This is a genomic window from Meiothermus sp. QL-1 (genome assembly GCF_003351145.1).
Taxonomy (GTDB): domain Bacteria; phylum Deinococcota; class Deinococci; order Deinococcales; family Thermaceae; genus Meiothermus.
On the sequence record NZ_QQSV01000001.1, the window covers coordinates 345,404 to 367,926 of the forward strand.

General features: G+C 66.7%; 21 protein-coding genes. 13 read left to right on the top strand and 8 right to left on the bottom strand.

The window, feature by feature from the left end:
• Positions 1-7: 7 nt before the first annotated feature.
• The 3 genes from rsmA to DV704_RS01740 are packed head-to-tail and all read right to left on the bottom strand — an operon-like array spanning position 8 to position 2,167.
• The gene (gene rsmA, locus DV704_RS01730) at positions 8-814 is read right to left on the bottom strand and encodes a 16S rRNA (adenine(1518)-N(6)/adenine(1519)-N(6))-dimethyltransferase RsmA (RefSeq protein ID WP_199489915.1); all 807 of its coding nucleotides are present in this window, start codon (positions 812-814) and stop codon (positions 8-10) included.
• On the bottom strand, positions 811-1,569 hold the full coding sequence (locus DV704_RS01735; protein WP_199489922.1) for a metallophosphoesterase: 759 nt from the start codon (positions 1,567-1,569) through the stop codon (positions 811-813). Before DV704_RS01735 ends, rsmA begins: the two co-directional genes overlap by 4 nt.
• Before the next feature lie 13 nt (positions 1,570-1,582).
• Entirely contained in the window at positions 1,583-2,167 is a 585-nt protein-coding gene (locus tag DV704_RS01740) for a DNA repair protein Rad52 (protein ID WP_114797821.1), read from the bottom strand.
• 94 nt (positions 2,168-2,261) lie between these two features.
• On the opposite strand from DV704_RS01740, the gene DV704_RS01745 reads away from it, so the two are divergent.
• From DV704_RS01745 to DV704_RS01755, 3 genes are read left to right on the top strand one after another with little or no spacing between them, the layout of a single operon-like run.
• Positions 2,262-3,161, top strand: a complete 900-nt coding sequence (locus DV704_RS01745) for a metal ABC transporter substrate-binding protein (RefSeq protein ID WP_114797822.1) — start codon at positions 2,262-2,264, stop codon at positions 3,159-3,161.
• Between the two features lie 53 nt (positions 3,162-3,214).
• Positions 3,215-4,354 (top strand): hypothetical protein, encoded by a 1,140-nt coding sequence (locus DV704_RS01750; RefSeq protein WP_114797823.1) that lies wholly within the window; start codon positions 3,215-3,217, stop codon positions 4,352-4,354.
• Between the two features lie 6 nt (positions 4,355-4,360).
• On the top strand, positions 4,361-5,449 hold the full coding sequence (locus DV704_RS01755; RefSeq protein WP_114797824.1) for an NAD(P)/FAD-dependent oxidoreductase: 1,089 nt from the start codon (positions 4,361-4,363) through the stop codon (positions 5,447-5,449).
• Between the two features lie 3 nt (positions 5,450-5,452).
• Here DV704_RS01755 and DV704_RS01760 read toward each other — a convergent pair whose 3' ends face one another.
• Genes DV704_RS01760 through DV704_RS01770 form a run of 3 tightly spaced genes read right to left on the bottom strand, consistent with a single transcriptional unit; the run spans position 5,453 to position 7,416 of the window.
• A complete protein-coding gene (locus DV704_RS01760; RefSeq protein ID WP_114797825.1) occupies positions 5,453-5,935 on the bottom strand; it encodes a DivIVA domain-containing protein in 483 nt (160 codons plus the stop codon).
• Positions 5,936-5,959: 24 nt separating this feature from the next.
• Positions 5,960-6,601, bottom strand: coding sequence for a YggS family pyridoxal phosphate-dependent enzyme (locus tag DV704_RS01765; RefSeq protein ID WP_114797826.1), 642 nt, complete (start codon positions 6,599-6,601; stop codon positions 5,960-5,962).
• The gene (locus DV704_RS01770; protein WP_114797827.1) at positions 6,598-7,416 is read right to left on the bottom strand and encodes a purine-nucleoside phosphorylase; all 819 of its coding nucleotides are present in this window, start codon (positions 7,414-7,416) and stop codon (positions 6,598-6,600) included. Before DV704_RS01770 ends, DV704_RS01765 begins: the two co-directional genes overlap by 4 nt.
• A 120-nt stretch (positions 7,417-7,536) precedes the next feature.
• Here DV704_RS01770 and DV704_RS01775 point away from each other — a divergent pair, with 120 nt between their 5' ends.
• On the top strand, positions 7,537-10,086 hold the full coding sequence (locus DV704_RS01775; RefSeq protein ID WP_233498200.1) for a G8 domain-containing protein: 2,550 nt from the start codon (positions 7,537-7,539) through the stop codon (positions 10,084-10,086).
• Between the two features lies 1 nt (position 10,087).
• Here DV704_RS01775 and ligA read toward each other — a convergent pair whose 3' ends face one another.
• On the bottom strand, positions 10,088-12,082 hold the full coding sequence (gene ligA, locus DV704_RS01780) for an NAD-dependent DNA ligase LigA (protein ID WP_114797829.1): 1,995 nt from the start codon (positions 12,080-12,082) through the stop codon (positions 10,088-10,090).
• Between the two features lie 89 nt (positions 12,083-12,171).
• Here ligA and DV704_RS01785 point away from each other — a divergent pair, with 89 nt between their 5' ends.
• Both DV704_RS01785 and DV704_RS01790 read left to right on the top strand, forming a co-directional pair.
• A complete protein-coding gene (locus DV704_RS01785; RefSeq protein ID WP_114797830.1) occupies positions 12,172-13,302 on the top strand; it encodes a BMP family protein in 1,131 nt (376 codons plus the stop codon).
• Positions 13,303-13,358: 56 nt separating this feature from the next.
• Positions 13,359-14,894, top strand: coding sequence for an ABC transporter ATP-binding protein (locus tag DV704_RS01790; RefSeq protein WP_114797831.1), 1,536 nt, complete (start codon positions 13,359-13,361; stop codon positions 14,892-14,894).
• 2 nt (positions 14,895-14,896) lie between these two features.
• Here DV704_RS01790 and DV704_RS01795 read toward each other — a convergent pair whose 3' ends face one another.
• Positions 14,897-16,051 (bottom strand): class I SAM-dependent rRNA methyltransferase, encoded by a 1,155-nt coding sequence (locus tag DV704_RS01795; protein WP_114797832.1) that lies wholly within the window; start codon positions 16,049-16,051, stop codon positions 14,897-14,899.
• Positions 16,052-16,202: 151 nt separating this feature from the next.
• Between DV704_RS01795 and DV704_RS01800 the strand changes: the two genes are divergently transcribed.
• From DV704_RS01800 to DV704_RS01830, 7 genes are read left to right on the top strand one after another with little or no spacing between them, the layout of a single operon-like run.
• Positions 16,203-16,517: a V-type ATPase subunit subunit G family protein gene (locus tag DV704_RS01800; RefSeq protein WP_114798009.1), complete on the top strand. Its 315-nt coding sequence runs from the start codon at positions 16,203-16,205 to the stop codon at positions 16,515-16,517.
• An 8-nt stretch (positions 16,518-16,525) separates the two neighbouring features.
• Positions 16,526-18,529, top strand: coding sequence for a V-type ATP synthase subunit I (locus DV704_RS01805; RefSeq protein ID WP_114797833.1), 2,004 nt, complete (start codon positions 16,526-16,528; stop codon positions 18,527-18,529).
• A gap of 49 nt (positions 18,530-18,578) precedes the next feature.
• The gene (locus DV704_RS01810; protein WP_114797834.1) at positions 18,579-18,872 is read left to right on the top strand and encodes a F0F1 ATP synthase subunit C; all 294 of its coding nucleotides are present in this window, start codon (positions 18,579-18,581) and stop codon (positions 18,870-18,872) included.
• 27 nt (positions 18,873-18,899) lie between these two features.
• Positions 18,900-19,466: a V-type ATP synthase subunit E gene (locus DV704_RS01815; RefSeq protein WP_114797835.1), complete on the top strand. Its 567-nt coding sequence runs from the start codon at positions 18,900-18,902 to the stop codon at positions 19,464-19,466.
• Between the two features lie 2 nt (positions 19,467-19,468).
• A complete protein-coding gene (locus DV704_RS01820; RefSeq protein WP_255419439.1) occupies positions 19,469-20,452 on the top strand; it encodes a V-type ATPase subunit in 984 nt (327 codons plus the stop codon).
• A complete protein-coding gene (locus DV704_RS01825; protein ID WP_114797836.1) occupies positions 20,449-20,769 on the top strand; it encodes a V-type ATP synthase subunit F in 321 nt (106 codons plus the stop codon). Before DV704_RS01820 ends, DV704_RS01825 begins: the two co-directional genes overlap by 4 nt.
• A 16-nt stretch (positions 20,770-20,785) precedes the next feature.
• The gene (locus DV704_RS01830) at positions 20,786-22,522 is read left to right on the top strand and encodes a V-type ATP synthase subunit A (RefSeq protein WP_114797837.1); all 1,737 of its coding nucleotides are present in this window, start codon (positions 20,786-20,788) and stop codon (positions 22,520-22,522) included.
• The last annotated feature ends 1 nt before the right edge of the window (position 22,523 follow it).

Sequence of the window (22,523 nt, forward strand, 5' to 3'; positions counted from 1 at the left end):
AAGCAGTCTAGCTGATTTTAGCCAGGAGTGCCTCGAAGTGGGCCAGCTCTAAGGCCTCACCCCGCACCCCGGCCGCCAGGCCCAGTTCCTCCAGGGCCTGGCCCACCCGCTTAGGGTCATAGCCCGCGGCCTTCAGGGCATTGGCCAGGGTCTTGCGCCTATGGGCAAAAGCCGCCTCCACCAGGCGGAACAAAGGGGGGCAGTCGGGTTTGGTGTTGGGCCAGAGGCACACCGCCGAGCTGGTTACCTTAGGGGGAGGGAAGAAAGCGCCGGGGGGCAGGTCGAAGAGCCGCTCAGCCCGGGCATGGTAGCGCACCCGCAGGGAAAGAAGGCCGTACTCGGGGGTGCCGGGCAGGGCGGTCATGCGCAGGGCCACCTCCTTTTGCACCAGCACCACCATCTGGCGGAAGCGGCCCACCCGTAGGATTTCAGTTATTAAGGGAGTGGCGATGTTGTAGGGCAGGTTGGCGGCGAAGAGGCTTTGGGGCGGGACCTCTGTCCAGTCAAAGCGCAGGGCGTCGCCCCAGATGACCTCCACCGGCAGCCCCCCCAGGGTCTCGGCGTGCAGGGGGGCCAGCCGTCGGTCCATTTCCACCGCCACCACCCGGGCCCCAGCCTCGACCAGCGCCCGGGTCAGGGTGCCGAGGCCGGGGCCCACCTCCCAGACGGTCTCACCCGGGCGCAGCTCCAGGGCTGCCACCAGGCGATTTAAGTAGGCAGGCTCGACCAGAAAGTTCTGCCCCAGGCGCTTTTCGGCCCAAAGGCCGTAGCGCTGCAGGAGTTCGCGCACCACCTTGGCCGAGGCCAGGTTCACAGGGTAGCGCCCACCGGGGGAATCTGGACGATTTCCCAGTCCAGCCGGTCCTCGTCCAGGATGAGCTCGAGGTACTGCTCCTGGTCCAGGGCATCGATCAGGGCCAGGCGGTCCTTGACCAGGATGCCGTTCTTCATCACTGTGTGCCCATACACCCCAAAGCGGTGCCCCATCCGCTCCACGTAATCGGCGTTGTAGAGCCACCACTCCTTGGCCTCGCGGCTGCTGTAGAACATCTCGTCGTAGGTCTGGAGCCAGGGTACCGGGCCCACGTGGGCAAAGTTGACGCCGTAGAGGTTGATCTCCTTGGGGAAAGTTCGGAACCAGGCGCGGAGCTCCTCGGGCAGCTCGATGCCCCCCAGCTCGGGGTGGAACTCCTTGTGCTCGAGCTGGGCGTTGCCCAGGACCATCTCCCCAGTGAGGACCGCATGGTCGTGGTTGCCCATGAGGATGGTGATGTGCTCCGGGGCCGCCTCCTGGAAACGCTTGATGCGCCGAAGCTCGCGTATCTGGGCCTTGGCCGCTATGCGCAGGTGTTCGGGGTTGTCGGGGTCGTAGTCCTCCAGCCCGGTGAGCCGGCGGTAGTCGGCCAGCAGCTTGGGGTGCACCAGATCGCCCATCAAGACCACCCGGTAGACCCCGCGCCGCAAAGGGTCGGAGGGCAGCCAGTCCTCTCCTACCGCGTACGAGTTTTTTAGCGCCCGCCAGAGCTTGGGGAACTCGGCGTGCAGGTCTCCGATTGCGATTACCTTGATCACACCATACCCTTCACGAGACGTGCCCCTTGAGCAAGGCCCTGAGCTCGCCATAGAGTTTACGGGTTTCCTCGGGGTGCCGGCCATAGCCGCCGTACTTGAGCACAATTTGCGCGGCCTGTTTGCCCAGCCCGGCGGCCTTCAGGCGCTCCATCAGCCGGTCTATGAGCACCTGGGCCTCGGGCTTGGCCGCCGCTTCCTCCTCGCCCCTGCCCAGGCTGGGCTGGCCCGACTCGGGGTCGAGCTCCACCCAGCGCCGCTCTGCTGGCACCCGCCCTATGCCGAACTTGGCCGCTGCCTGGCGCAGCGCGTCGGCAAAGGCCGCCTGCAGGGTCTCGCCCTCGCCCAAGGCCTCCTTGGAGACCCCCAGGATGGTGAGCCGGCATTTGACCGCGTGGCGTTCTTTGGAGGGCAAGAGCTCGTAGCTGTCCTGCCAGCCCTGGGGGCCCACCACCTCGTCCAGCCGCTCGAGCACGGCCTCCACCGTGGCGCAGCGGGCCACGAGGGCCCGTTTTCTATCCCGCGAAAAGCCCTCTATCCGCCAGCCCAAGGCTTCCTCGGCAAAGGGCTCGCAAAGCATCGCCCAGACCTCGTCCATTGGGAGGTATTTTAGCCAAAGCCCGGGGTGCCGTGGAGCCAATGCAGCCTGGAGCACAAACGCACCTCTTTTGATAGAGGACTATCAATAAGCTATGCGCGGTTGGTTTTTCCTGCTGTTGATGGGCTTCCTTCCCGGGCTGGCGCAGGGCCTGCCGGTGGCCGCCACCACCCCCATTCTGGCCGATCTGGTGCGGGAGGTGGGGGGCGAACGGGTGCGGCTGGCCCAGGTGGTGCCCATGGGGGCGGACCCCCACAGCTTTGAGCCCCGCCCCTCCACGCTGCGGGCCCTGAGCGGCGCGCGGGTGCTTTTTGCCAATGGGCTTGGTTTGGAGACCTTCTTGCCCAAGCTGCAGGCCGGCCTGCCTCCGGGAGCCCGCACGGTGCTTCTGGCCGAGGGGGCTCCGGACCTCATCTGTTTTAGCGAGGCGGAGCTGAGGGCCGAGCGGGCCCGGGGGCTCGAGGTTCACCGGCACGGTCCCTGCGACCCCCACCTGTGGCTCGAGCCCACCTACGCCCGCCTTTATGTGGAGCGCATCGAGGCCACCCTGGCCGGGCTCGACCCGAGGGGCAGGGCCTACTACGCCCAGCGCAGGGCGGATTTTCTGCGCCGGCTCGCAGCCGTAGACCAGGAGGTGAGGGCCTGCCTCGAGGCTGTTCCCCCGGCCCAGCGCCGGCTGGTGGTGCAGCACGATGCCTTCCGCTACGCGGCGCGCTACTACGGCTTTAGCGTGGTGGGGAGCCTGGCCAGCTTTGCCGGGCAGCAGCGGGGGCCCCGGGCCCTGGAGGAGCTGGCCCGGCAGATGCGGCAGCTTGGGGTGCGGGTTATCGCTGCTGAGCCGCAGTTTGCCCCCCGCGAGGCCCGGGCGCTGGCCGAGGCCACGGGGGCCCGGGTGGTGACCCTCTTTTCCGACACCCTGACCCGGGAGGTCCCCACCTACCTGGCCCTGCTCCGGCACAACGGGCGCGCCCTGTGCGAGGCCTTTCGGGGATGAGGGATTGCCCTTGAGAAGATAATGATTTATCAATATCTTTAGGAGGCAGAGCCATGCTGAAACGCACAGTTGGACTCCTGGTTTTGGCCCTAGGCAGCCTAGCCCTGGCCCACGGGGAAAAGCACCCCGGGCGGCTGGTGGTGGCCGACGGAAAAAGCGGCTTTCTACAGGTGATCGACCTGGAAAAAGGGGAAGTTGTGGGTCGGTTTACCGCCCCGGGGCCCGCCCAGGTATACCCCGCGCCGGGGGGGCAGTATGCCTTTGCCCTCCACCGCGAGCAGAATCGGGTGAGCATCGTCTATAGCGGCCTGGGGTTGGAGGACCACGGCGACCACAAGGACCTGGTGCTCCAGACCCCCTACGTCTGGGCCACGGTGACCACCGGCCCCAAGCCCACTCACTTCAAGGCCCACGGCGACTGGGTGGCCATATACAACGACGGCGACGGCACCGTTGCGGTCTTTGATGCCAGGAAGCTGGGGCTTTTGCCTGAGTTTCGCGAGATTGCCACCGGTGCGCCCGACCACGGGGCCCCTTTGGCCCTGCCTCAAGTTGTGCTGGCCGGCAGCCTCAACCGGGGGGTTGTAGAGGTTTATACCCACGGAGGGCGCAAGGTGGCGGAGTTCGCCGGCTGCCCCAGGCTGCACGGCCAGGCGGTGCGGGGCTCCACCATCGCGTTTGGTTGCGCGGATGGGGTGCTGCTGCTGGAGCAGCGGGGCAGCGGCTTCGTCGCCCGTAAGCTCAGCAACCCCGCCGGGGCTGCTGGGGCCCGGGTGGGTACCCTGGTGGCCCATGCCAAGCACCCCTTCTTCATAGGGAACTTTGGCCAGGGACTGGCCCGGATTGACGAGGCCATCCGCCCCATCCCTTTGCCGGCCAACCCGGTGCGATTCGGCTTTGATAAAGACGGGGTGCTGGTGGTGCTCACCGCCGACGGCTACCTGCATACCCTCGAGCCCGCCTCAGGCCGGGTGCAGGCCAGCCTGCAGGTGAGCGGGCCCATCGCCGCCACGGGCGAGGGGGCCTTGCGACCGGGTCTGGCCCTGGGGGACGGTCTGGCCTTTGTGGCCCTGCCTGCGAGCGGGGAGGTGCTGGAGATTGCCCTGGAGCCCTTGCAGGTAAAACGCCGTTTCAGCCTGGGCGGGGCTCCGGCCAGCCTGGCCTGGCTCTGGGTGGAAGGGGAGCGGCACTGAGCGGGCATGGAGCGGGTGGACGTGGCCATCGTGGGGGCCGGCCCGGCGGGGGTTGGGGTGGGTCTGGCCCTCAAGCGGCTGGGCGTTGGCTTCCGCATCCTGGAGCGCCACACCGTGGGGGCCTCCTTCCGGCGCTGGCCGGCCGAGACCCGCTTCATCACCCCCAGCTTCACCGCCAACGCCTTTGGCCTGCCCGACCTAAACGCGGTCTCCCCGGAGACCTCGCCGGCCTTCACCCTGCGCAAGGAGCACCCCAGTGGCCCGGACTACGCCCGCTACCTCCAAGCCCTGGTCCGGCATTACGCCCTGCCGGTGGCCACCCGCACGGCGGTGGAGAAGGTTCAGCCCCTAGAAGAGGGCTTCCGCCTCACCACTTCCCAGGGTCCCCTGGAGGCCTGCTTCCTGGTCTGGGCCACGGGGGAGTTCCAGTTTCCTCGCCAGGCCCTGCCCGGGCTCCACTACGGGCAGGTGCGAAGCTGGGCCCGGCTGCCGGGGGAGCGCTTTGTGGTGGTGGGGGGGTATGAGTCCGGGTTGGATGCGGCCTGCAACCTGGTGGCCCTGGGGAAGCGCGTCCAGGTCTTCGACCCCAAGGCCCCCTGGGCCCGCGCCACCGGCGAGCCCAGCGTGGATGTTTCGCCCTACACCCTGGAGCGGCTGCAGCAGGCGTTGGCGACGGGGCGGCTCGAGCTGGTGCGCGCTGCGGTGCGGAGGGTGGAGGCAAAAGGGGGGAGCTTCATACTCCACCACACCAAGGGGGCGGTGGAAAGCCCCACCCCGCCCATCCTAGCCACAGGGTTTGGCGGGGGCCTTGGGCCAGTAGAGCAGCTTTTTGCCTGGCAGAAGGGCCACCCCATCCTAAGCGAGGCGGCCGACGAGTCCACCCGCACCCCGGGTCTTTTTCTGGCAGGCCCTGGGGTGCGGCACCGGGGGACGGCCTTTTGCTTCATCTACAAGTTCCGGGGCCGCCTCCCGCTGGTGGCCAGCGCCATTGCTGAGCGCCTGGGGGTCGATTCTGGGCCGCTGGAGCCCTACAGGGCGCGCGGGATGTGGGCCGACGACCTGGCCGCTTGCTGTACCTCTCGCTGCGCCTGCTAGGCCCTAGCGCTTGAAGCGGTCCAGCGAGGCCAGATAGCTTTCCAGCAAAGCTCGGAACTGGCTCACAAACAGGTCGCGCTCGTTGCGTATCTGTTCGATCTCGCCGCGCATGCGCTTCATCTGCTCGATAAGCTCCTGCAGCGCGGCCTGGCGCTCGGACTCGGTCTCACGCCGGATAAGCTCGGCCTCCCGCTCGGCCTGGGCCTTGATCTCGCGGGCAATGCGCTCGGCAGCCACCACGGCCCGCTTGAGCTCGGCCTCCCCCTCCCGGGCCTTGGCCAGCTCGGCCTCGAGCGCCCGGATCTGGTTCCGCAGGCGCTCGTTTTCCTCAATCAGGGCGCTTTGGATATCGGCCACGCGGGCTAGATACTCCCGCACCTCGGCCACCACGTAGCCCCTCAGCCCCTGGCGGAACTCCTGGTAGCGGATATCCAGAGGGGTCAGGTCGCCGGCAGCGCGAAACTCGCCCGTCTTGCGGTCTTCCACAGGCCTTAGACTACTACCAAAACCTCACTCGGGCTCAAAGACTGCCCGGCCCACCCGCACCAGCGTGGCCCCTTCCTCCACCGCCACCTCGAAGTCGCCCGACATCCCCATGCTGCGCTCGGGCAGCTGATACCGGTCGGCCAGGTGGGCCAGCCGGGCGAAAAGGGGCCGCGCCGCCTCGGGGTCTTCGCTGTAGGGGGGCACGGTCATCAGGCCTTCCACCGAAAGCCCCTCCAGCGCTCGTATTCGGGCCAGGGCCTCGCCCAGCTCCTCCTCCAGAAAGCCGTGCTTCTGGGGTTCCCGCCCCAGGTTGACCTCGAGCAGCACCCGCTGCACCTTGCCTGCCTCGCGGGCCTTGCGGGCCACGGCCTCGGCCAGGCGCAGGGAGTCAATGGAGTGAATGAGCTCAAAGCGCACCGCGAACTTGGCCTTATTGCGCTGCAAAGGACCGATGAAGTGCCACTCGGCCTGCAGGGCCTCCAGCTTGGGCAGGGCTTCCTGGATGCGCGACTCGCCCAGAGGAAATGGGCCGTAGCGCAGGACCTTCTCCTCAATCTCGGCCACGGGGTGCTCCTTGGTCACCACCACCAGCCGCACCCCCCTGGGGTCCCGCCCTGCGCGCTGGCAGGCCTGCTCGATGCGGGCTAGCACGGCGGGGAGGCTCATAGGGCCGCCAGAATCCCCCTTACAAAGCGGCGGAAGAGGGCCCCGCTTTGGGCCGCGGTGGCCAGAACCTCGGCCTCGGTGGCGTGGTGGTCGCGCTCCGGGACGGCCATGTCGGTGATGGTGGAAAGCCCCAGCACCCTAGCACCCAGGTGGCGCAGGGCGATGACCTCCGGAACGGTGGACATCCCGATGGCGTCGGCCCCCAGGCTGCGCAGCACCTTCAGTTCTGCCCGGGTGGCGAACTGCGGTCCGGGCCACCAGGCGTACACCCCCTCGCGCAGAAGGAAGTCTTGGGCCCGGGCCACCTTGTGGGCCAGCGCGCGCAGAGTGGGGTCGTAGGCATCGAAGGTCACCGGGAAGCGGGGGCCCAGCCGCTCGTCGTTGGGACCGGTGAGGGGAGAGAGGGCCGCGTAGTTGATGTAATCGCTGTGCAGCATCAGTTCCCCAGCGTTCCAGGCGGGGTTGAGCCCCCCGGCGGCCGAGGTCACGATGAAGGTGCGCGCCCCTAGAAAGAAACCCACCCGCAAGGGGAAGACCACCTGGGCAGGGGTGTAGCCCTCGTAGACGTGCACCCGGCCCTTGTAGGCCAGCACGTTTTTGCCTTCCAGCCTTCCTAGGATGAGCTTTCCTTCGTGGCTGGGGGCGGTGGAACGGGGAAAGTGCGGCAGCTCGGCGTAGGGGAAGCTGGCTACCGTTTCTATCTCGTCGGCCAGGGGGCCCAGGCCCGAGCCCAGCACCAGGCCCACCTCGGGCGTGAAGTCGGTCTGGCTTTGGATGTGCTTTACCGCGGCTTGGATCTCCTCGTAGCTCGGCATACCCTCCAAATCCTAACAGAACCGGCCTTCGCCAGGCCGCGAGGGGGGCTTTCCGTTAAGTTAAGGCCCCTTAACCCTGGCCCAACGGGCCTTGCCGGTTCTTTTGGGTAGGGTGCAACTGTGCAGGGCTGGCCTCGAGTACTCTGGCCTATTCTTCTGGGGGGTGTGTTGGGCTGTTCCAGCGGGCCTGTTTCGTCTGAAGGGCCCAGCCCCACCCGCTTTGGCGCTTGGTCGGACCCCAGGACCTGGCCCAGCGGCCAGGTGCCCCGGGCCCACGAGGTGGTGAACATTCCGAGGGACCTGGGGGTGGTGCTGGATGTGAGTCCGCCTCCCCTGAAGGGCCTCAACATCTACGGCGTTCTGCGCTTTGACCGCAAGGACCTGGAGCTTCGGGCCGACTGGATTATGGTGCACGGCCGGCTCGAGGTGGGCACCCCCCAGGACCCCTTCCGCCACCGGGCGATCATCACCCTCACCGGCAACAACCCCGAAGAGGACCAGATGGGGATGGGCACCAAGGTGCTGGGGGTGATGGGAGGGGTTTTGGAGCTGCACGGGGAGCCCCGCAAGGGCTGGACCAAGCTGGCCCAGACCGCTCCCCGGGGTGCCACGCAGATCACCGTGCTCGAGGCCAGCGGCTGGCGGGTGGGGGACCGCATTGTGCTGGCCTCGACCGACTACGACCCCCGCCAGGCCGAGGTCCGCACCATCACCGCTATTTCGGGCAACACCCTGACCCTGGACCGCCCGCTGCAGTTCCCCCATTTCGGCGAGATAACCTACGGGGTGGACCAGCGCGGCGAGGTGGGGCTGCTCTCGCGCAACGTGGTGGTTCGCGGCGATGAGAGCTCGGCCAGCACCGGCCTGGGGGGGCACATCATGGCCATGGCGGGCAGCCAGATGCGCCTTTCGGGGGTGGAGCTCTACCGCATGGGCCAGCGCAACCGGCTGGCCCGCTACCCCGTTCACTGGCACCTGGTGGGTGATGCGGCAGGGCAGTACATCCGCCACTCCTCCATCCACGAGAGCTTCAACCGCTGCGTGACCGTTCACGGCACCCAGCGGCTGGAGGTGGTGGGGAACGTGGCCTACGATGCGGTGGGGCACTGCTACTTTTTGGAGGACGGGGCCGAGTACAAGAACCTTCTGGAGGGCAACCTGGGCCTCCTGACCCGCCGTCCCGACGCCAACCGGGGGGAGCAGCCGGTCATTCCCACCGACCGGAGCCCGGCCACCTTCTGGATTGCCCACCCCGATAACATCGTGCGCAACAACGTGGCCGCCGGTTCGGACGGCATCGGCTTCTGGTACGCCCTGCCCGAGAACCCCACCGGCCCTTCGGCCACCCCCACCATCTGGCCCCGCCGCACCCCTTTGGGGGAGTTCTCCGGCAACGTCTCGCACTCGAGCTTTGATGGCCTGATGGTCGACCGGGGCCCCAGGGCGGACACCCTCGAGCCCGAGGCCACCGTCTACAACCCCCGCAGCAACCCGTCTGATACCCAAAACGCCTACAACGACAACCGCAATCCACCGGTGGTGGCCGAATTCCGGAACTTTACTGCCTACAAGCACCGCGGCAACGCCATCTGGCTCAGAGGGCTCAACCACAAGGTGGTGGGGGCCCGGCTGGCCGACAACGCCATCGGGGTGACCTTCGCCTCGCGGGCCACCACCCTGGAGGACTCCCTGGTCGTGGGCGACAGCGACAACAAGGGCTGGCCGCGCGACTGGGAGTTCCGTGGGGTGGACGGGCGCAGCCTGCCCAGGCCCTGGGCCAACAGCAATGGGGCCATCCAGGACAACTTCCCTATTCGCGGCTTTGAGTTCTACGACGGCAAGGTTGGTTTCCGCAACGTGGAGTTCGTCAACTTCCAGCCCCTGCAGGTGCAGAACGCCCAGGGCACCCAGCGCGCTACCCGCGAGGCCGGGGCCCTGAGCTATCTGCGCTTCACCGATTTCGACATCGACAGCCGCAACTTTGCCGAAGGTGCTAGGTTCACCAACGCCAAGCCGGTCTACCTGCCCCCCCGGGGCGAGCCCACCCCGGAGGAGGTGGCCAGCAACCGCAATGCGGACGGCTACAGGGGCAGCGTGTTTGTGGACCTGGACGGCTCGGTGAGCGGCCGGCGGGGCCATGCGGTGGTGCTCAACCATCCCTTCCTGCTGGACGCGGCCTGCGAGGTGCGGGCGGAGTGGAACGCAGGGGTTTGCAACTACGGCTATGCCCGGCTGCACATCCTCAACGAGAGCGGGGGGCGCATTGCCCCGGTGGCCCTCACCCGCGAGGACGCCTCCCGCCCGGTCTTCCGCATGTGGGGAGCGCCCAACAACCTGAACTTCTTCGGCGCCACCGTAATCAAGGGCCGCCGCTACACCCTGGAGGCCGCCGGGGGCATTCCGGCCCGGCTCAAGCTGCGCTTAGACGACAGCGAGCCCGGCGATTTCGTGCTGGTGGGCCTGCCCTACAGTGGCGAGCCCTACATCTACCGCGATTACTGGATCGACAACCGCAACCGGCTCCTGCAGGCCAGCAGCCGGGCCGAGTTCGAGGCCAGCCCGGGGGAGCGCTACTGGAGCGAAGGGGGGATGCTCTGGGTCAAGCTGGTGGTGCGGGCGGGCCGCGAGTGGGCGGTGCTGGACATCTGCCGCAGCGAGCTTTGCCGGTAGCCTACGGCTCCTGGCCCACTTTTTCGCGCAGCAGGGCCCTCAAGCCTTGCTCGTCCAGAACGGGAATGCCCAGCTCCTGGGCCTTGGCCAGCTTAGAGCCTGCCCCCGCGCCGGCCACCACGTAGTGGGTTTTCCTGCTCACCGAGCTGGCCACCCGGGCCCCGTGGGCCTCCAGCCACCGGGCTACTTCCTCTCGGGGTAGGGAAAGCTCGCCGGTGAGGACGAAGGTCAGGCCCTCCAGCGCCTGGCTTTTCTGCTTTTCCCTGGCCTCAAAGCGCATCCCTGCTGCGCGCAGGCGCTCGATGAAGCGGCGCATCTCAGGCCGCGATAGGGCCTGGTGGATGGCAGAGGCGGTGGCCTCGGCGATATCCGGCACCGCGTCGAGCTCCTCCACGCTCGCCTCCAGGATGCGGTCTAGGTGGCCGAAGCGGCGGGCCAGGGCTCGCGCGGTGCTCTCGCCCACCTGGGGAATGCCCAGGGCGAAAAGGAGCCGTTCTAGTCCCCGGTTTTTGCTGGCTTCAATCTGGTTTAGCAGGTTCTGCGCGCTTTTTTCCCCCATGCGCTCGAGGGGGACGAGGTCCTCTTTTTTGAGCTGGTATAAGTCGGCTGCGTCCCGCACCTTTCCGCTCGCTAGAAGCTGCTCGATGAGCTTCTCCCCCAGGCCCTGGATGTCCATAGCCCGCCGGCTGGCATAGTGGCGGATGGCCTCGAAGGCTTTGGCCGGGCAAAGGGGGTTGGGGCAGAGGTGGATCTTGCCTGAAAGCACCAGCTCACTTGCGCACTCGGGGCAGCGGCTGGGCCATACCACCGGGGTCTGCCCCCGGGGGGCCTCGGTGAGGACCCTGAGCACCTCGGGGATTACCCCGCCCGCCTTGTGCACCAGCACGGTGTCGCCCACCCGGAGGCCCAGCTCCTGCACGTAGCTTTCGTTGTGCAGGGTGACCCGGCTCACGGTAGAGCCCTCCAGCAGGATGGGCTCGAGCTCCGCCACTGGGGTCACCCTTCCGGTGCGCCCCACCTGGAAGACCACCTGCCGCACCCGGGTGGGCCTCTCCTCGGCGGGGAACTTGTAGGCGATGGCGAAGCGGGGGGTCTTGGCGGTGTAGCCGAGCTCATCCCAAAGGGAGAGCTCGTTGAGCTTGACGGTTATCCCATCGGCTTCGAAGGGCAGGGCGCGCCGCTGCTCGAGCATCGCCCGGTAGCCCGCCTCCACCCCCTCTACCCCTGAGACCAGGCGGTGGTGGGGCTCCACCGCGAAGCCGAGCTCGGCCAGCCGTTCCAGCAGGGCCTGCTGGGTCCTCACCCCCAGGGTCTCGGGCCGCCCCACCCCGTAGAAAAGCCCCCGCAGCCCCCGGCGGGCGCTTATCTTGGGGTCTTTTTGCCGCAGGCTTCCTGCAGCAGCGTTGCGAGGGTTTTTGAAGGGCACCTCCCCCTCTTCCTCCAGCCTGGCGTTGAGCTCCAGAAAGGTCTGGAGGGGCAGGTAGACCTCGCCCCGGACCTCCAGGTCCCAGGCTTCGGGCAGCCGCCGGGGGAAGTCGGGGATGGCCAGCAGGTTGGGGGTCACGTCCTCCCCCACCACTCCGTCCCCCCGGGTCAGGCCCCGCACCAGCACCCCCTCCTCGTAGACCAGGTTGACCGAAAGGCCGTCAATCTTGTACTCGAGCACGTACGCAAAAGGCCCTTCCCGCCCCAGAAAGCGGGCGATACTGGCCTCAAACTCGGCGATATCCTGCTGGGAGAAGGCGTTCCCCAGAGAGTACATTCGGGTGGGATGGGGCACGGGGGTGAAGGGGGGTTCCAGGATGCTGCTGCCCACGGTCTGGGTGGGGGAGTCGGGGGTGATGAGTTCGGGGTGCTCTGCTTCCAGCGCCTTCAGCTCCTGCATCAGCCGGTCGAATTCGGCATCGGAGATCTCGGGGTCGTCGAGCACGTAGTAGCGGTAGTTGTGGTAGCGGATCTGCTCCCTAAGCTCCAGAATGCGCTGCTTGGGCGACATACCGAGATGCTATCACCCTGGCGGCTACAAGCCCTGCAGCCGGTGGAATATAATGCCGGAGGCTAAGTGCCATCCGAGGAGGCAGTTCGATGAGAAGACTCGCAGTGCTCGGCATGACCGCCCTTGCCTTGGGTTTTGGCCTCGCCCAACAGATCCGCGTGGGTATGGCCTTCGATGCGGGCGGCAAGAACGATCGCAGCTTCAACCAGTCCACCTTTGAGGGGGCCCAGCGGGCCGCCCGGGAGCTTGGGGTCCGGGTCTTTGACTTCGAGCCGGCCGACCCGGGCCAGGTGGGCCAGGGCATCCGCCGCTTCGCCGAGGAGGGCTTCGACCTCATCATCGGGGTGGGCTTTGCCAACGAGCCCTCCATTACCCGCAACGCCCGCGAGTTCAGGGATATCAAGTTCGCTGTGATCGACTCGGTGCCCTGTGAGGGGAGGTGCGACAACGCGGTGGGCCTGGTCTTCCGGGAGCACGAGGGCAGCTACCTGGTGGGCTACATCGCCGGCCGGCTGACCAACACCGGGGTGGTGGGCTTCGTGGGTGGGATGGACATCCCCCTCATCCACAAGTTCGAGCAGGGCTACCGGGCCGGGGCCATCGCCGGCATGCGCGAGCGCGGCATCAACAACCCGCGGGTGCTCATCAACTATGTGGGCAACACCCCAGCCGCCTGGAACGACCCCGGCAGGGCCAAGGAGATTGCCAGCGCCCAGGCCAAGCAGGGGGCCGACATCATCTACGCCGCGGCGGGGGCCTCGGGGCTTGGGGTGCTGGACTTCGTGAAGCAGCAGCGCTGCCTCCGGCAAAACGAGCTGCCCGCCGGCGTGCGCTTCATCTCCAACAACGGCGCAAACGTGCCCCGCTACGCCGGCTACGAGCGGACCTGCCCGGCCAACACCACCCGGCCCATGTTCATGATTGGCGTGGACGCCAACCAGAACTACCTGGGCGACACCGACAACAACCCTCGCACCCTGAACCACGTCCTGACCTCCATGCTCAAGCGGGTGGATGTGGCCACCTACGAGGTGATTAAGTCGGTCAAGGAGGGCACCTTCAAGGGTGGGGTGCGCGAGTTCGGCCTGAGCAACGACGGGGTGGGCTACGCCCTGGACGAGTACAACCGGGCCCTCATCCCCCAGGCCGTGGTTGACCGGCTGGCGGTGATTCGGAGCCAGATTATCTCCGGGGCCCTCAGGGTGCCCGACAGGCGCTAATAGCCCTTTTGCTCGCGCCCGGGGGTCGCCCCGGGCGCTTCGGTATGATGGGGGGCATGGAGACGGCAAGCCTCCCCACGGAAAAGGGCGCGGTGGCCCTCGAGCTCAAAGGCATTACCAAGCGCTATCCGCTGGTGCTGGCCAACGACCGCATCTCTTTGGATGTGCGCTGGGGCGAGGTGCTGGCGGTGGTGGGGGAGAACGGGGCGGGAAAGTCCACCCTGATGAAGATCGTCTACGGTCTGGTTAGGCCAGACCAGGGGGAGATTCGGTTCAACGGCCAGCGGGTGCAGATAAGCGGGCCGGCCGACGCGATTGCCCTGGGGATTGGCATGGTGCACCAGCACTTCATGCTGATAGACCCCTTCACGGTCTTGGAGAACATCGTCCTGGGGGCCGAGCCCAGGCAGGGGGCCAGCCTCGACCTGGCACGGGCCCGGGCCGAGGTAGAGGCCCTGATGCGGGAGCTCGAGTTCGACCTCCCCCTTGACACCCCGGTCGAGGAGCTGCCGGTGGGGCTACAGCAGCGGGTGGAGATTCTGAAGGCCCTCTATCGCCGGGCCCGGGTTCTTATCCTGGACGAGCCCACCGCCGTGCTCACCCCCCAGGAGGCCGAGGAGCTTTTCGCCTTTTTGCGCCGCTATGTGGCCCAGGGCAACGCGGTCATCTTCATCAGCCACAAACTGGCCGAGGTGATGCAGCTTTCCCACCGGGTTACGGTAATCCGCGATGGCCGGCTGGTGGGAACGGTGAACACCGCCGAGACCAGCGTGGCCGAGCTGGCGCGCATGATGGTGGGGCGCGAGGTGATTCTCTCGGTGAGCAAGAGCGAGCCCCGGCCTAGGGAGGTGGTCCTTAGGGTAGAGAACCTGACGGTGCCCAGCAAGGACAGGAAGCACCGCCTGGACAAGGTCAGCTTCGAGGTGCGCGCTGGGGAGATTGTGGGCATCGCTGGGGTGGAGGGCAACGGTCAGACCGAGCTGGTGGAGGCCCTCGCCGGTCTTAGGAGCTACCAGGGCCGTATCCTCTATGGCGGCCAGCCCCTTCCGCCCAGTGCCCGGGCGGTGCGCGAGTGGGGGGTTTCCCACATCCCTGAGGACCGCAACACCCGAGGGCTGGTGCTGGACTTCACCACCCGCGAGAACCTGATTTTGGGCGACCACTACCGAAAGCCCTACGCGGGTTTTCTGGGCTTTTTGGATGCCGGTGCGATGGAGGCCCACGCCCAGCAGGTGGTGGAGGCCTTTGACGTGCGTCCCCGCAACACCGAGCTGGCCGCGCGGCGCTACTCGGGGGGCAACGCGCAGAAGATCGTGGTGGGGCGGGAGCTGAGCCGAGGACCCAGGCTCCTCATCGCCGCCCAGCCCACTCGAGGGGTGGATATCGGGGCCATCGAGTTCATCCACGAAAGCATTGTGAAGGCTCGGGATGCGGGCCTGGCCGTGCTGCTGGTCTCGGCCGACCTGAACGAGGTTCGCTCGCTTTCCGACCGCATCTTGGTGATGTTTGAGGGGCGCCTGGTAGGCGAGCTGATGCCCCACGAGGCCAGCGAAGAGCGGCTTGGCCTGCTCATGGCGGGAATCAGCGGGTAGCTTCAGAGCACCTCCAGGATGGCGAACTTGAGGTAGTGGGTCTCGGGCACGTTGAGCAGCACCGGATGGTCCCAGCCCTGGCCCCGCCGCTCCACCACCCGTACGCTTTTGTGCGCGTCGGCCGCGGCCTCGCTTAGCATCTGGTAGAACAGGGGCTCGGTGAGGTGGTGGCTGCAGGAGGCTGTGGCCAGGATGCCCCCCCTGGGTAGCAGTTTGAGCGCCCGCAGGTTGATCTCCTTGTAGGCCGCGTAGGCCCGCTCGAGGTCCCGCTTGCCCTTGGCGAAGGCGGGGGGGTCGAGCACAATCAGGTCGTAGCGGGCTCGGCGCTTTTCCTCAGCGCGCAGAAACTCAAAGGCGTTGGCCTCGAGGGTGACCAGGTTGTCCAGCCCGTTGGCCCGGGCGTTTTCCTCAGCCCTTTTGAGGGCTGCAGCCGAGCTGTCCACAGCCACCACCTGTTCGAACCTCTGCGCCAGGTGCAAAGCGAAGGAGCCGTGGTAGCTGAAAACGTCCAAAGCGATGTTCCCCTGGAAAGCCCTGAGCCGCAGGCGGTTGTCGCGCTGGTCGATATACGCACCCGTCTTCTGTCCCTCCCATAGGTCCACCTGGTAGCGAACGGGGCCCTCCCGTACCTCCACCCGCTCCGGCACCCTTCCCCAAAGGGGCCGGACCTCCAGGGGCAGGCCCTCCAGCGCGCGGGATTTTTGATTGTTCTTGGCCAGCAGACCCTGCAGGGGCAGCTCGTTCCGGATGGCCTTGGCCAAAAGCGCGGTCATGGGCTCCAGCGCGGCAGAGCCCACCTGCAGCACCCCGTGCCCGGCGTAGTAGTCGAGCACCAGCCCAGGCAGCAGGTCGCCCTCGGCATGGACCAGGCGGAAAGCCCCTTCAGGCTCGGCGGCGATAGCAGCCTTGCGCCGGGCGATGGCCTGGCGGAGGTTATGCAAGAGGGTCTCCTCGGGCGAGCCCAGCTCCTCAAAGCTGAAGACCCGGACGCTGATCTCGGAAGCGGGGTTGTAGAGGGCGAGCCCCAGGGTTCCCTTGGGCCCCGCCACCGGGTAGAGCCCGGGTGCCGGGGGCCCTTCGACCACGTCGCTTTTGTAAACCCAGGGGTGCCGGGCCATGAGCCGGCCCGCGCCCCGGGCGGAGATGAGCACCTTCACCCCGAGAGTTTATCACCTGTAGCCCTAGGGGGGGCTTTGTAGTGTATGCTGGTTCGCGTTGACATGAATCTTGAGGAACCGCTATGATTCTTAGGGTTCACTTTGAGCAAGTTTTCACTTGCTCTGCTGCCGTTTGCGGAAAGGAGGGGAAGTGGCTGGTTTAGGACTCATCAAGAGCCTGGCGGAGCGTGAGCGGGCGCTGGCCAAGCAGCTCGAGGAGGCTAGGCTATCCGCCGAGGCCAGGGTTCAGGAGGCCCAGGCCAAGGCCGCCCAAATTCTGGAAGAGGCCCAGCAAGCGGTGCGGGCGATGGAAGCGGAGTACCGGGCCCGCACGGCCGAGGCGGTGGCCCGCATTGAGCAGGAAGCCCGGGCCCGGGCCGAGGCCGAGGCGCAGGCCATTGAGGAGGCTGCGCGGGCCCGGGTGGCCGAGGCGGTAGGGGTGGTCCTGCGGGAGGTTCTGCCTTGATTGCCCCCATGGAGAAGCTCATCGTGGCCGGCCCCAAGCGCCTGGCCCGGACGCTTCTGGCCGAGCTGCAAAAGGCCGGGGTGGTGCACATCGACCCCTTGCGCCCCGAGGAGCTGGGTGAGTACCGCCTCTCCCCTGCTGAGGAAGCCGAACTCAGGCGCTGGGAGGCGGTGGCCTCCCAGGCCGAGCAGTCCATGTCGGTGCTCGGCCTGCCGGTGGGCCCCGGGGCCGAGGCCTTCGCCGGCTCGCTGGAAGAGGCCGAGGCCACCCTCCGCCCCATCGCCGAGCGCGCGCTCATCCTGGGCAAAGAGCGGGCCCTTTTGGAGGAAGAAATCCAGGCCATCGAGCTCTTCGGGCCGGTAGCGGAGAGGCTGGCGGGGCTGGTCCAGGGGCTGGACCAAAGCCGCTGGCTGGCGGTCCTTCCTTTCCTTTTGGCCAGGCCTGAAGAGTTGGAGCCGGTGCGCAAGGCTTTGGAGCAGGCTCTGCCGGGGCGGTACGTGCTCGAGGCCGAGCCGCTGGCGAACCAACTGGTGGCCGCGGTGGTGGTCCGGCGGGCGGAGCTCGAGGCGGCCCGGTCGGTTCTCTCCCGCCTGGGCCTGGCCGAGCTGCGCTTCCCTGGGGTCTACGGTAGCCTGTCCATCGGTGCGGCAGCGGCCCGGATGAAGGAGCGGGCCAAGCTGGCCCCCGAGGAGCTGCTGGGCATCCGCGAGGAGGTAGAGAAGCTGGCCCGGGAGGCCAAAGGGGTGCTGGCGGAGCTTTGGACCCGGGCCAAGGACGAGGTGGCCCGCTACAAGGCGGCCTCCGACCTGGCGGCAGGCCGCTACGGCGTGGCCCTTATGGGCTGGGTGCCCCAGAAGGCCAAGGGCCGGGTGGAGGAGGCGCTGGCCCGGTTGCGCGACCAGGTCGTCTACACCTTTGAGCCGGTGGATGAGCACCACGAGGGGCACCAGGTGCCGGTCACTCTGGAGAACCCGGCCTGGGCCAGGCCCTTTGAGCTGCTCCACGGCTTCCTCAACACCCCCCGCTACGGCAGCTACGACCCCACCCTGATGATTGCGGTCTTCTTCCCCCTCTTCTTTGGGATTGTGGTGGGGGATATTGGGATCGGCCTGCTTTTCTTGCTGGTTGCGCTCTGGCTGGCAGGCAAGTCGCGCCGGGGCGAGACCCTGCGGATCGATTTCCTAGGGGCAGCCTTTGGCCCGGATGTGCTGGGCAAGCTGGCCGTGGTGGGCAAGTGGATGGCAGGCTGGGCCGTCTTCTGGGGTTTTCTGTACGGCGAATTCTTCGGAACCTTCCTGGAAAAGCTGCGCTTGCCCGGTGTTTTCGGTCTCAAGGATGGCTGGCGGGTGTTCTACCCCACCGGCCCCGCATACGACCCGGAGAAGTACTACGGGCTTTTCCCTATTCTCATCAACCGCCTGGACTTTTCCCAAACGGCAAGCGGGCTCATGGTCTTCGCCATCGCCTTCGGCGTGATCCAGGTGCTCTACGCCTTTTTCCTGCGCATGCGTCTGGGGCTTCAGCATGGCCACATGAAGCATTTCTGGGAGGGGTTTGGCTACCTTTCGGGCCTGGTGGGGCTGGTGGCTTTCGCCTACAACTTCCTCACCCAGGCCAACAGCCCGCTTCTCAACGGTGTATTCGCGGTAGGCATGGCGCTTTTCCTGGTGGGGGTTTTCTTTTCCCGCGAGCTATTGATGATCGCTGAGTTGCCAGGCAAAGGCGGGCAGATTTTGAGTTACATCCGTCTTTATGCGGTGGGCGTGGCAGGAGGTGTGCTGGCCAGCCTAGCCAACCAGGTTGGCTTCAGCCTGGCCGAACGTTTCGGGTTTGTCGGCGGTGTGTTCGGCTTCCTGGTAGGGTTGGTGCTCATCGCCGCCATCATCATCATCACAACGCTGGGTCACGTGATTCAGCCCATCCGTCTTCTTTGGATTGAGTTCTCCACCAACTTTGGCTTTTTCGAGGAAAGCGGCCGTCCTTACAAACCCTTCAAGTCGGTAAAGTCCTAGGTCTTGGTCCAAAGTGTGCTTTATGGCACTTGGAATAAGGAGAGGAACCATGAAGAACGCCAAGCTGTTCAAGGCTGCTTTGATTGTCGCTGTGGTGGTAATGGCTACCCTTGCTTTCGCTGCCGAGGAAGGGGCTACGGTCGCTTCTTTGGCCCCCATTGGCAAGGGGCTGGCAATCGGTCTGGGTCTTTTGGGTACCGGTATGGCCCAAAGCGCCATTGGGGCGGCCGCGGTGGGCGCGGTGGCCGAGGATCGCCGCAACTTTGGTACAGCCCTGATCTTCTTCCTGATCCCTGAAACCCTTGCCATCTTCGGTCTGGCCTTCTCGTTCCTTATCAACTGAAGCCGCCGTGCTTGGCGGGGAGGCCGAATGTCGAAGCTAGAGGATATCTTGCAGAATGAGGTGGCGGCCGAGATTGCGGCCATTGCCGCCGAGGCTGAGGCCAAGGCCAAGGCCATCCTCGAGGCCGCCCAAGCCCAGGCCGAGGCCTTGAAGGCCAACCGGCAGCGGGCCCTCGAGGCCGAGCACGCCGCGGCCTTGCGCCGGGCCGAGAGCGCGGCCGAGCTTCTGGTGAACCAGTCGCGCATCGCGGCCCGGGGCAGGGTGGTGGAGGAGGTGCGGGCCCAGGCCCTGCGCGCCTTGGAGGAGCTCACGGGCCAGCCCCAGTTTGGCGAGGTGTTAGTAAAGCTCGCCGAGGAGGCGCTGTCCGGCATGGGGGGAGCCGAGGCCGTGGTGGTGAACCCGGCCCACGCCCCCCTGCTGGCCGAATGGGCCCAGAGCAAGGGCCTGGAGCTCCGCACCGACCCGGCCATTCGCAATGGGGTGCGCCTGGTGGCTGCAGGGGGCAGGGCCTTCGTGGAGAACGCCCTGAGCGAGCGGCTCGAGCGGGCCTGGGACGCCCTTTCAGCCAAGGCTGTGCGGGCCATCTGGGGGTAGCCGTGTCGCGCGGCGCCTTTGCCTACCTCAACGCCCGCCTGCGCGCCCGGCGAAGCCAGATGCTGCCGGAGTCGTTTTTCCAGCAGGCCCTGGGGCTTTCCTTTCCTGACTTCGTGCGCCTGTTGGGAGAGACGGTCTACGGCCCCGACCTGGTGGGGGAGGGCCTGGAGGATGTGGACCGGGCGGTGGCCCGCCACCTGGCCCGGACCGTGGGCGACCTCCCTACTTTGGTCAGCGGGGAGCTGCGGGAGCTGGTGCGCCTGCCGCTTTTGCGGGCAGACCTTTTGAACCTGAAGTCCATCCTGCGGGCCAAGCACACCGGCAGGCCGGCTGAGGAGGTGCGGGGGAGCCTGGTGGGGGGGACCCTGCCGGAGACCCTGCTCAACGCTATGTTGCAGGCCCCCGATGCGCAGAGCGTGGCCCAGCTCCTCCAGCTACCCGGCCACCCCCTGGCGCGGGCCCTGCGCCAGGCTTTGGTGGGGAACCCGAGCCCCCTCGAGCTGGAGGTTGCCCTCGAGCGGGAGTTCTTCCGCCTTTGCTTTGAGAAGGCCAAGAGGCTCAGGCAGGGACGGGTGGCCGCTTACTACGCCCTGGAGGCGGATGTGACCAACCTGGCCACCGCGTTCAAGCTCCAGGCCTTGGGGGTATCCCAGCCCAGCGCGGAGGAGTACTTCATTCCTGGAGGTAAGCACCTCACCCGCGCCGTCTTTGAACGCATAGCTGCGGGCGACCTGGCTGCTATGGAGGCCCTGAACGGTACCCCCCTGGCCCCTTTGGTAGGGGTGCGCACCCTGGGCGAGCTCGAGCGGGAATCCCGCAAGATTCTGCTGGAAAAGGCCGCGGCAGGGTCTACGGATAGCCTGGGAGGAGGATTGGCCTTGGACTACATCCTGCGCAAGCAGTGGGAGGCCAGCCGGGTGCGTCTGCTGGCCCGGCGGGCCTACTTCAACCTGCCGGCCGAGGCGGTAGCCAGGGAGGTGGCATGAGAATAGGCGTGCTGACCGATGCTGAGGTGGCCTCGGGCTTTCGCCTGGTGGGCCTGGAGGCCGAGGTGGCTTCGCCCGAGGAGGCCGCGCGCAAGCTGGTGGAGATGATCCAGTCGGGCCGCTACGCCCTGATTGCGGTGGATGAGCGTTTGCTCAAGGACCCCAACAAGGCCGCTGAACGGGTCATGCGGGGGCGCAGCGTCCCGGTGCTCCTTTCCCTGCCCAACCTGCAGGATACCCTCGGCGGAGGGGGGGATGCGCGGGCCTACATGCGCCGGCTGGTGCGCGATACCATAGGTTTTGATGTAAAGGTCTGAGCCCAAAGGAGGGTGGATGGGAACCATCAAAAAAATCGCAGGCCCGGCGGTAATCGCTGAAAACCTGCAGGGCGCGAAAATGTACGACATCGTGCGCGTGGGGCACGAAAGACTGGTAGGGGAGATTATCCGGCTGGACGGCAACACCTGCTTTATTCAGGTCTACGAGGATACCAACGGCCTCAAGGTGGGCGAGCCGGTGGAGACCACCGGGCTGCCGCTGGCGCTGGAGCTGGGCCCAGGTCTTCTGAACGGCATTTTCGACGGGATTCTCCGTCCCCTGGATAAAATCCAGGCTGTATCGGGTATTTTCATCAGCCGCGGCATCGAGGTTTCCTCCCTCGACCGCACCCGCAAGTGGGACTTCACCCCTGTGAAGAAGGTGGGGGACGAGGTGAGAGGGGGGGAGATCCTGGGTACCGTGCCTGAGTTCGGCTTCACCCACAAGATCCTGGTGCCCCCTGACAAGAAGGGGCGCATCAAGCACATCGTGGGCCCGGGCCAGTACACCATCGACGACACCATCGCCGAGCTCGAGGACGGCACCAAGCTCCGCCTGGCCCACTACTGGCCGGTGCGCAAACCCCGGCCCTTCCTGAAGAAGCTCGACCCCAACGAGCCCTTCCTTACTGGAATGCGCATTCTCGACGTGCTTTTTCCCCTGGCGGCGGGGGGTACGGCGGCCATTCCGGGACCCTTTGGCTCGGGCAAGACCGTGACCCAGCAGTCCATTGCCAAGTACGGCGATGCCAACATCGTGGTTTATGTGGGTTGCGGCGAGCGCGGCAACGAGATGACCGACGTGCTGGTGGAGTTCCCCGAGCTGGAAGACCCCCAGACCGGCCGCCCGCTGATGGAGCGCACCATCCTGGTGGCCAACACCTCCAACATGCCCGTGGCGGCCCGGGAGGCCAGCCTCTACACCGGGATTACCCTGGCCGAGTACTTCCGCGACCAGGGCTACAAGGTCTCCCTGATGGCCGACTCCACCAGCCGCTGGGCCGAGGCGCTGCGCGAGATTGCCTCCCGCCTGGAGGAGATGCCCGCCGAGGAGGGCTACCCCCCTTACCTGGCCTCGAGGCTCTCCAGCTTCTACGAACGGGCCGGCAAGGTGATCACCCTGGCCGGGGAGCAGGGGGCGGTCTCGGTGATTGGAGCGGTTTCGCCCGCGGGCGGCGACTTCTCCGAGCCCGTGACCCAGTCCACCCTGCGCATCACCGGGGGCTTTTGGGCCCTGGATGCCCAGCTGGCCCGGGCCCGGCACTTCCCCGCCATCAACTGGGCCCGCTCCTACTCGCTTTTCTTGAATATCCTGGAACCCTGGTACCGCCAGAATGTGGCCCCCGACTACCCCGAGGTGCGCGCCCAGATTGTCGCCATTCTGCAACGCGAGGCCGAGCTGCAGCAGGTGGTGCAGCTCGTGGGCCCCGATGCCCTGCAGGACAACGAGCGGCTGGCGCTGGAGATTGGCCGCATCACCCGCGAGGACTTCCTGCAGCAGAACGGCTTTGACCCTGTGGACGCGAGCTGCTCTATGGCCAAGGCCTACGGCATCATGCAGATGATTCTGGCCGCTTACCGGCAAGCAGAGCTGGCCCTTTCCAAAGGGGCTACCATTGCCGATTTCCTCTCGGACCCGGTGATCGAGAAGATCGGCCGGGCCCGCTATGTGCCCGAGGAAGAGTTCCCCGCCTACAAGGCCGAGTTTGACGAGATGATCAAGACAGCCTTCCTGGGGACGGTCAGGGCGTAAG

What these genes read in the sequence shown, in the direction of transcription:
- DV704_RS01805 (WP_114797833.1), top strand. Translation starts at nt 16,526, where the DNA reads ATGGAGAAGCTCATCGTGGCCGGCCCCAAGCGCCTGGCCCGGACGCTT.
- DV704_RS01825 (WP_114797836.1), top strand. Translation starts at nt 20,449, where the DNA reads ATGAGAATAGGCGTGCTGACCGATGCTGAGGTGGCCTCGGGCTTTCGC.
- DV704_RS01830 (WP_114797837.1), top strand. Translation starts at nt 20,786, where the DNA reads ATGGGAACCATCAAAAAAATCGCAGGCCCGGCGGTAATCGCTGAAAAC.
- DV704_RS01765 (WP_114797826.1), bottom strand. Translation starts at nt 6,601, where the DNA reads ATGAGCCTCCCCGCCGTGCTAGCCCGCATCGAGCAGGCCTGCCAGCGC.
- DV704_RS01745 (WP_114797822.1), top strand. Translation starts at nt 2,262, where the DNA reads ATGCGCGGTTGGTTTTTCCTGCTGTTGATGGGCTTCCTTCCCGGGCTG.
- ligA (WP_114797829.1), bottom strand. Translation starts at nt 12,082, where the DNA reads ATGTCGCCCAAGCAGCGCATTCTGGAGCTTAGGGAGCAGATCCGCTAC.
- DV704_RS01810 (WP_114797834.1), top strand. Translation starts at nt 18,579, where the DNA reads ATGAAGAACGCCAAGCTGTTCAAGGCTGCTTTGATTGTCGCTGTGGTG.
- DV704_RS01755 (WP_114797824.1), top strand. Translation starts at nt 4,361, where the DNA reads ATGGAGCGGGTGGACGTGGCCATCGTGGGGGCCGGCCCGGCGGGGGTT.
- DV704_RS01740 (WP_114797821.1), bottom strand. Translation starts at nt 2,167, where the DNA reads ATGGACGAGGTCTGGGCGATGCTTTGCGAGCCCTTTGCCGAGGAAGCC.
- DV704_RS01815 (WP_114797835.1), top strand. Translation starts at nt 18,900, where the DNA reads ATGTCGAAGCTAGAGGATATCTTGCAGAATGAGGTGGCGGCCGAGATT.
- DV704_RS01750 (WP_114797823.1), top strand. Translation starts at nt 3,215, where the DNA reads ATGCTGAAACGCACAGTTGGACTCCTGGTTTTGGCCCTAGGCAGCCTA.
- DV704_RS01790 (WP_114797831.1), top strand. Translation starts at nt 13,359, where the DNA reads ATGGAGACGGCAAGCCTCCCCACGGAAAAGGGCGCGGTGGCCCTCGAG.
- DV704_RS01770 (WP_114797827.1), bottom strand. Translation starts at nt 7,416, where the DNA reads ATGCCGAGCTACGAGGAGATCCAAGCCGCGGTAAAGCACATCCAAAGC.
- DV704_RS01785 (WP_114797830.1), top strand. Translation starts at nt 12,172, where the DNA reads ATGAGAAGACTCGCAGTGCTCGGCATGACCGCCCTTGCCTTGGGTTTT.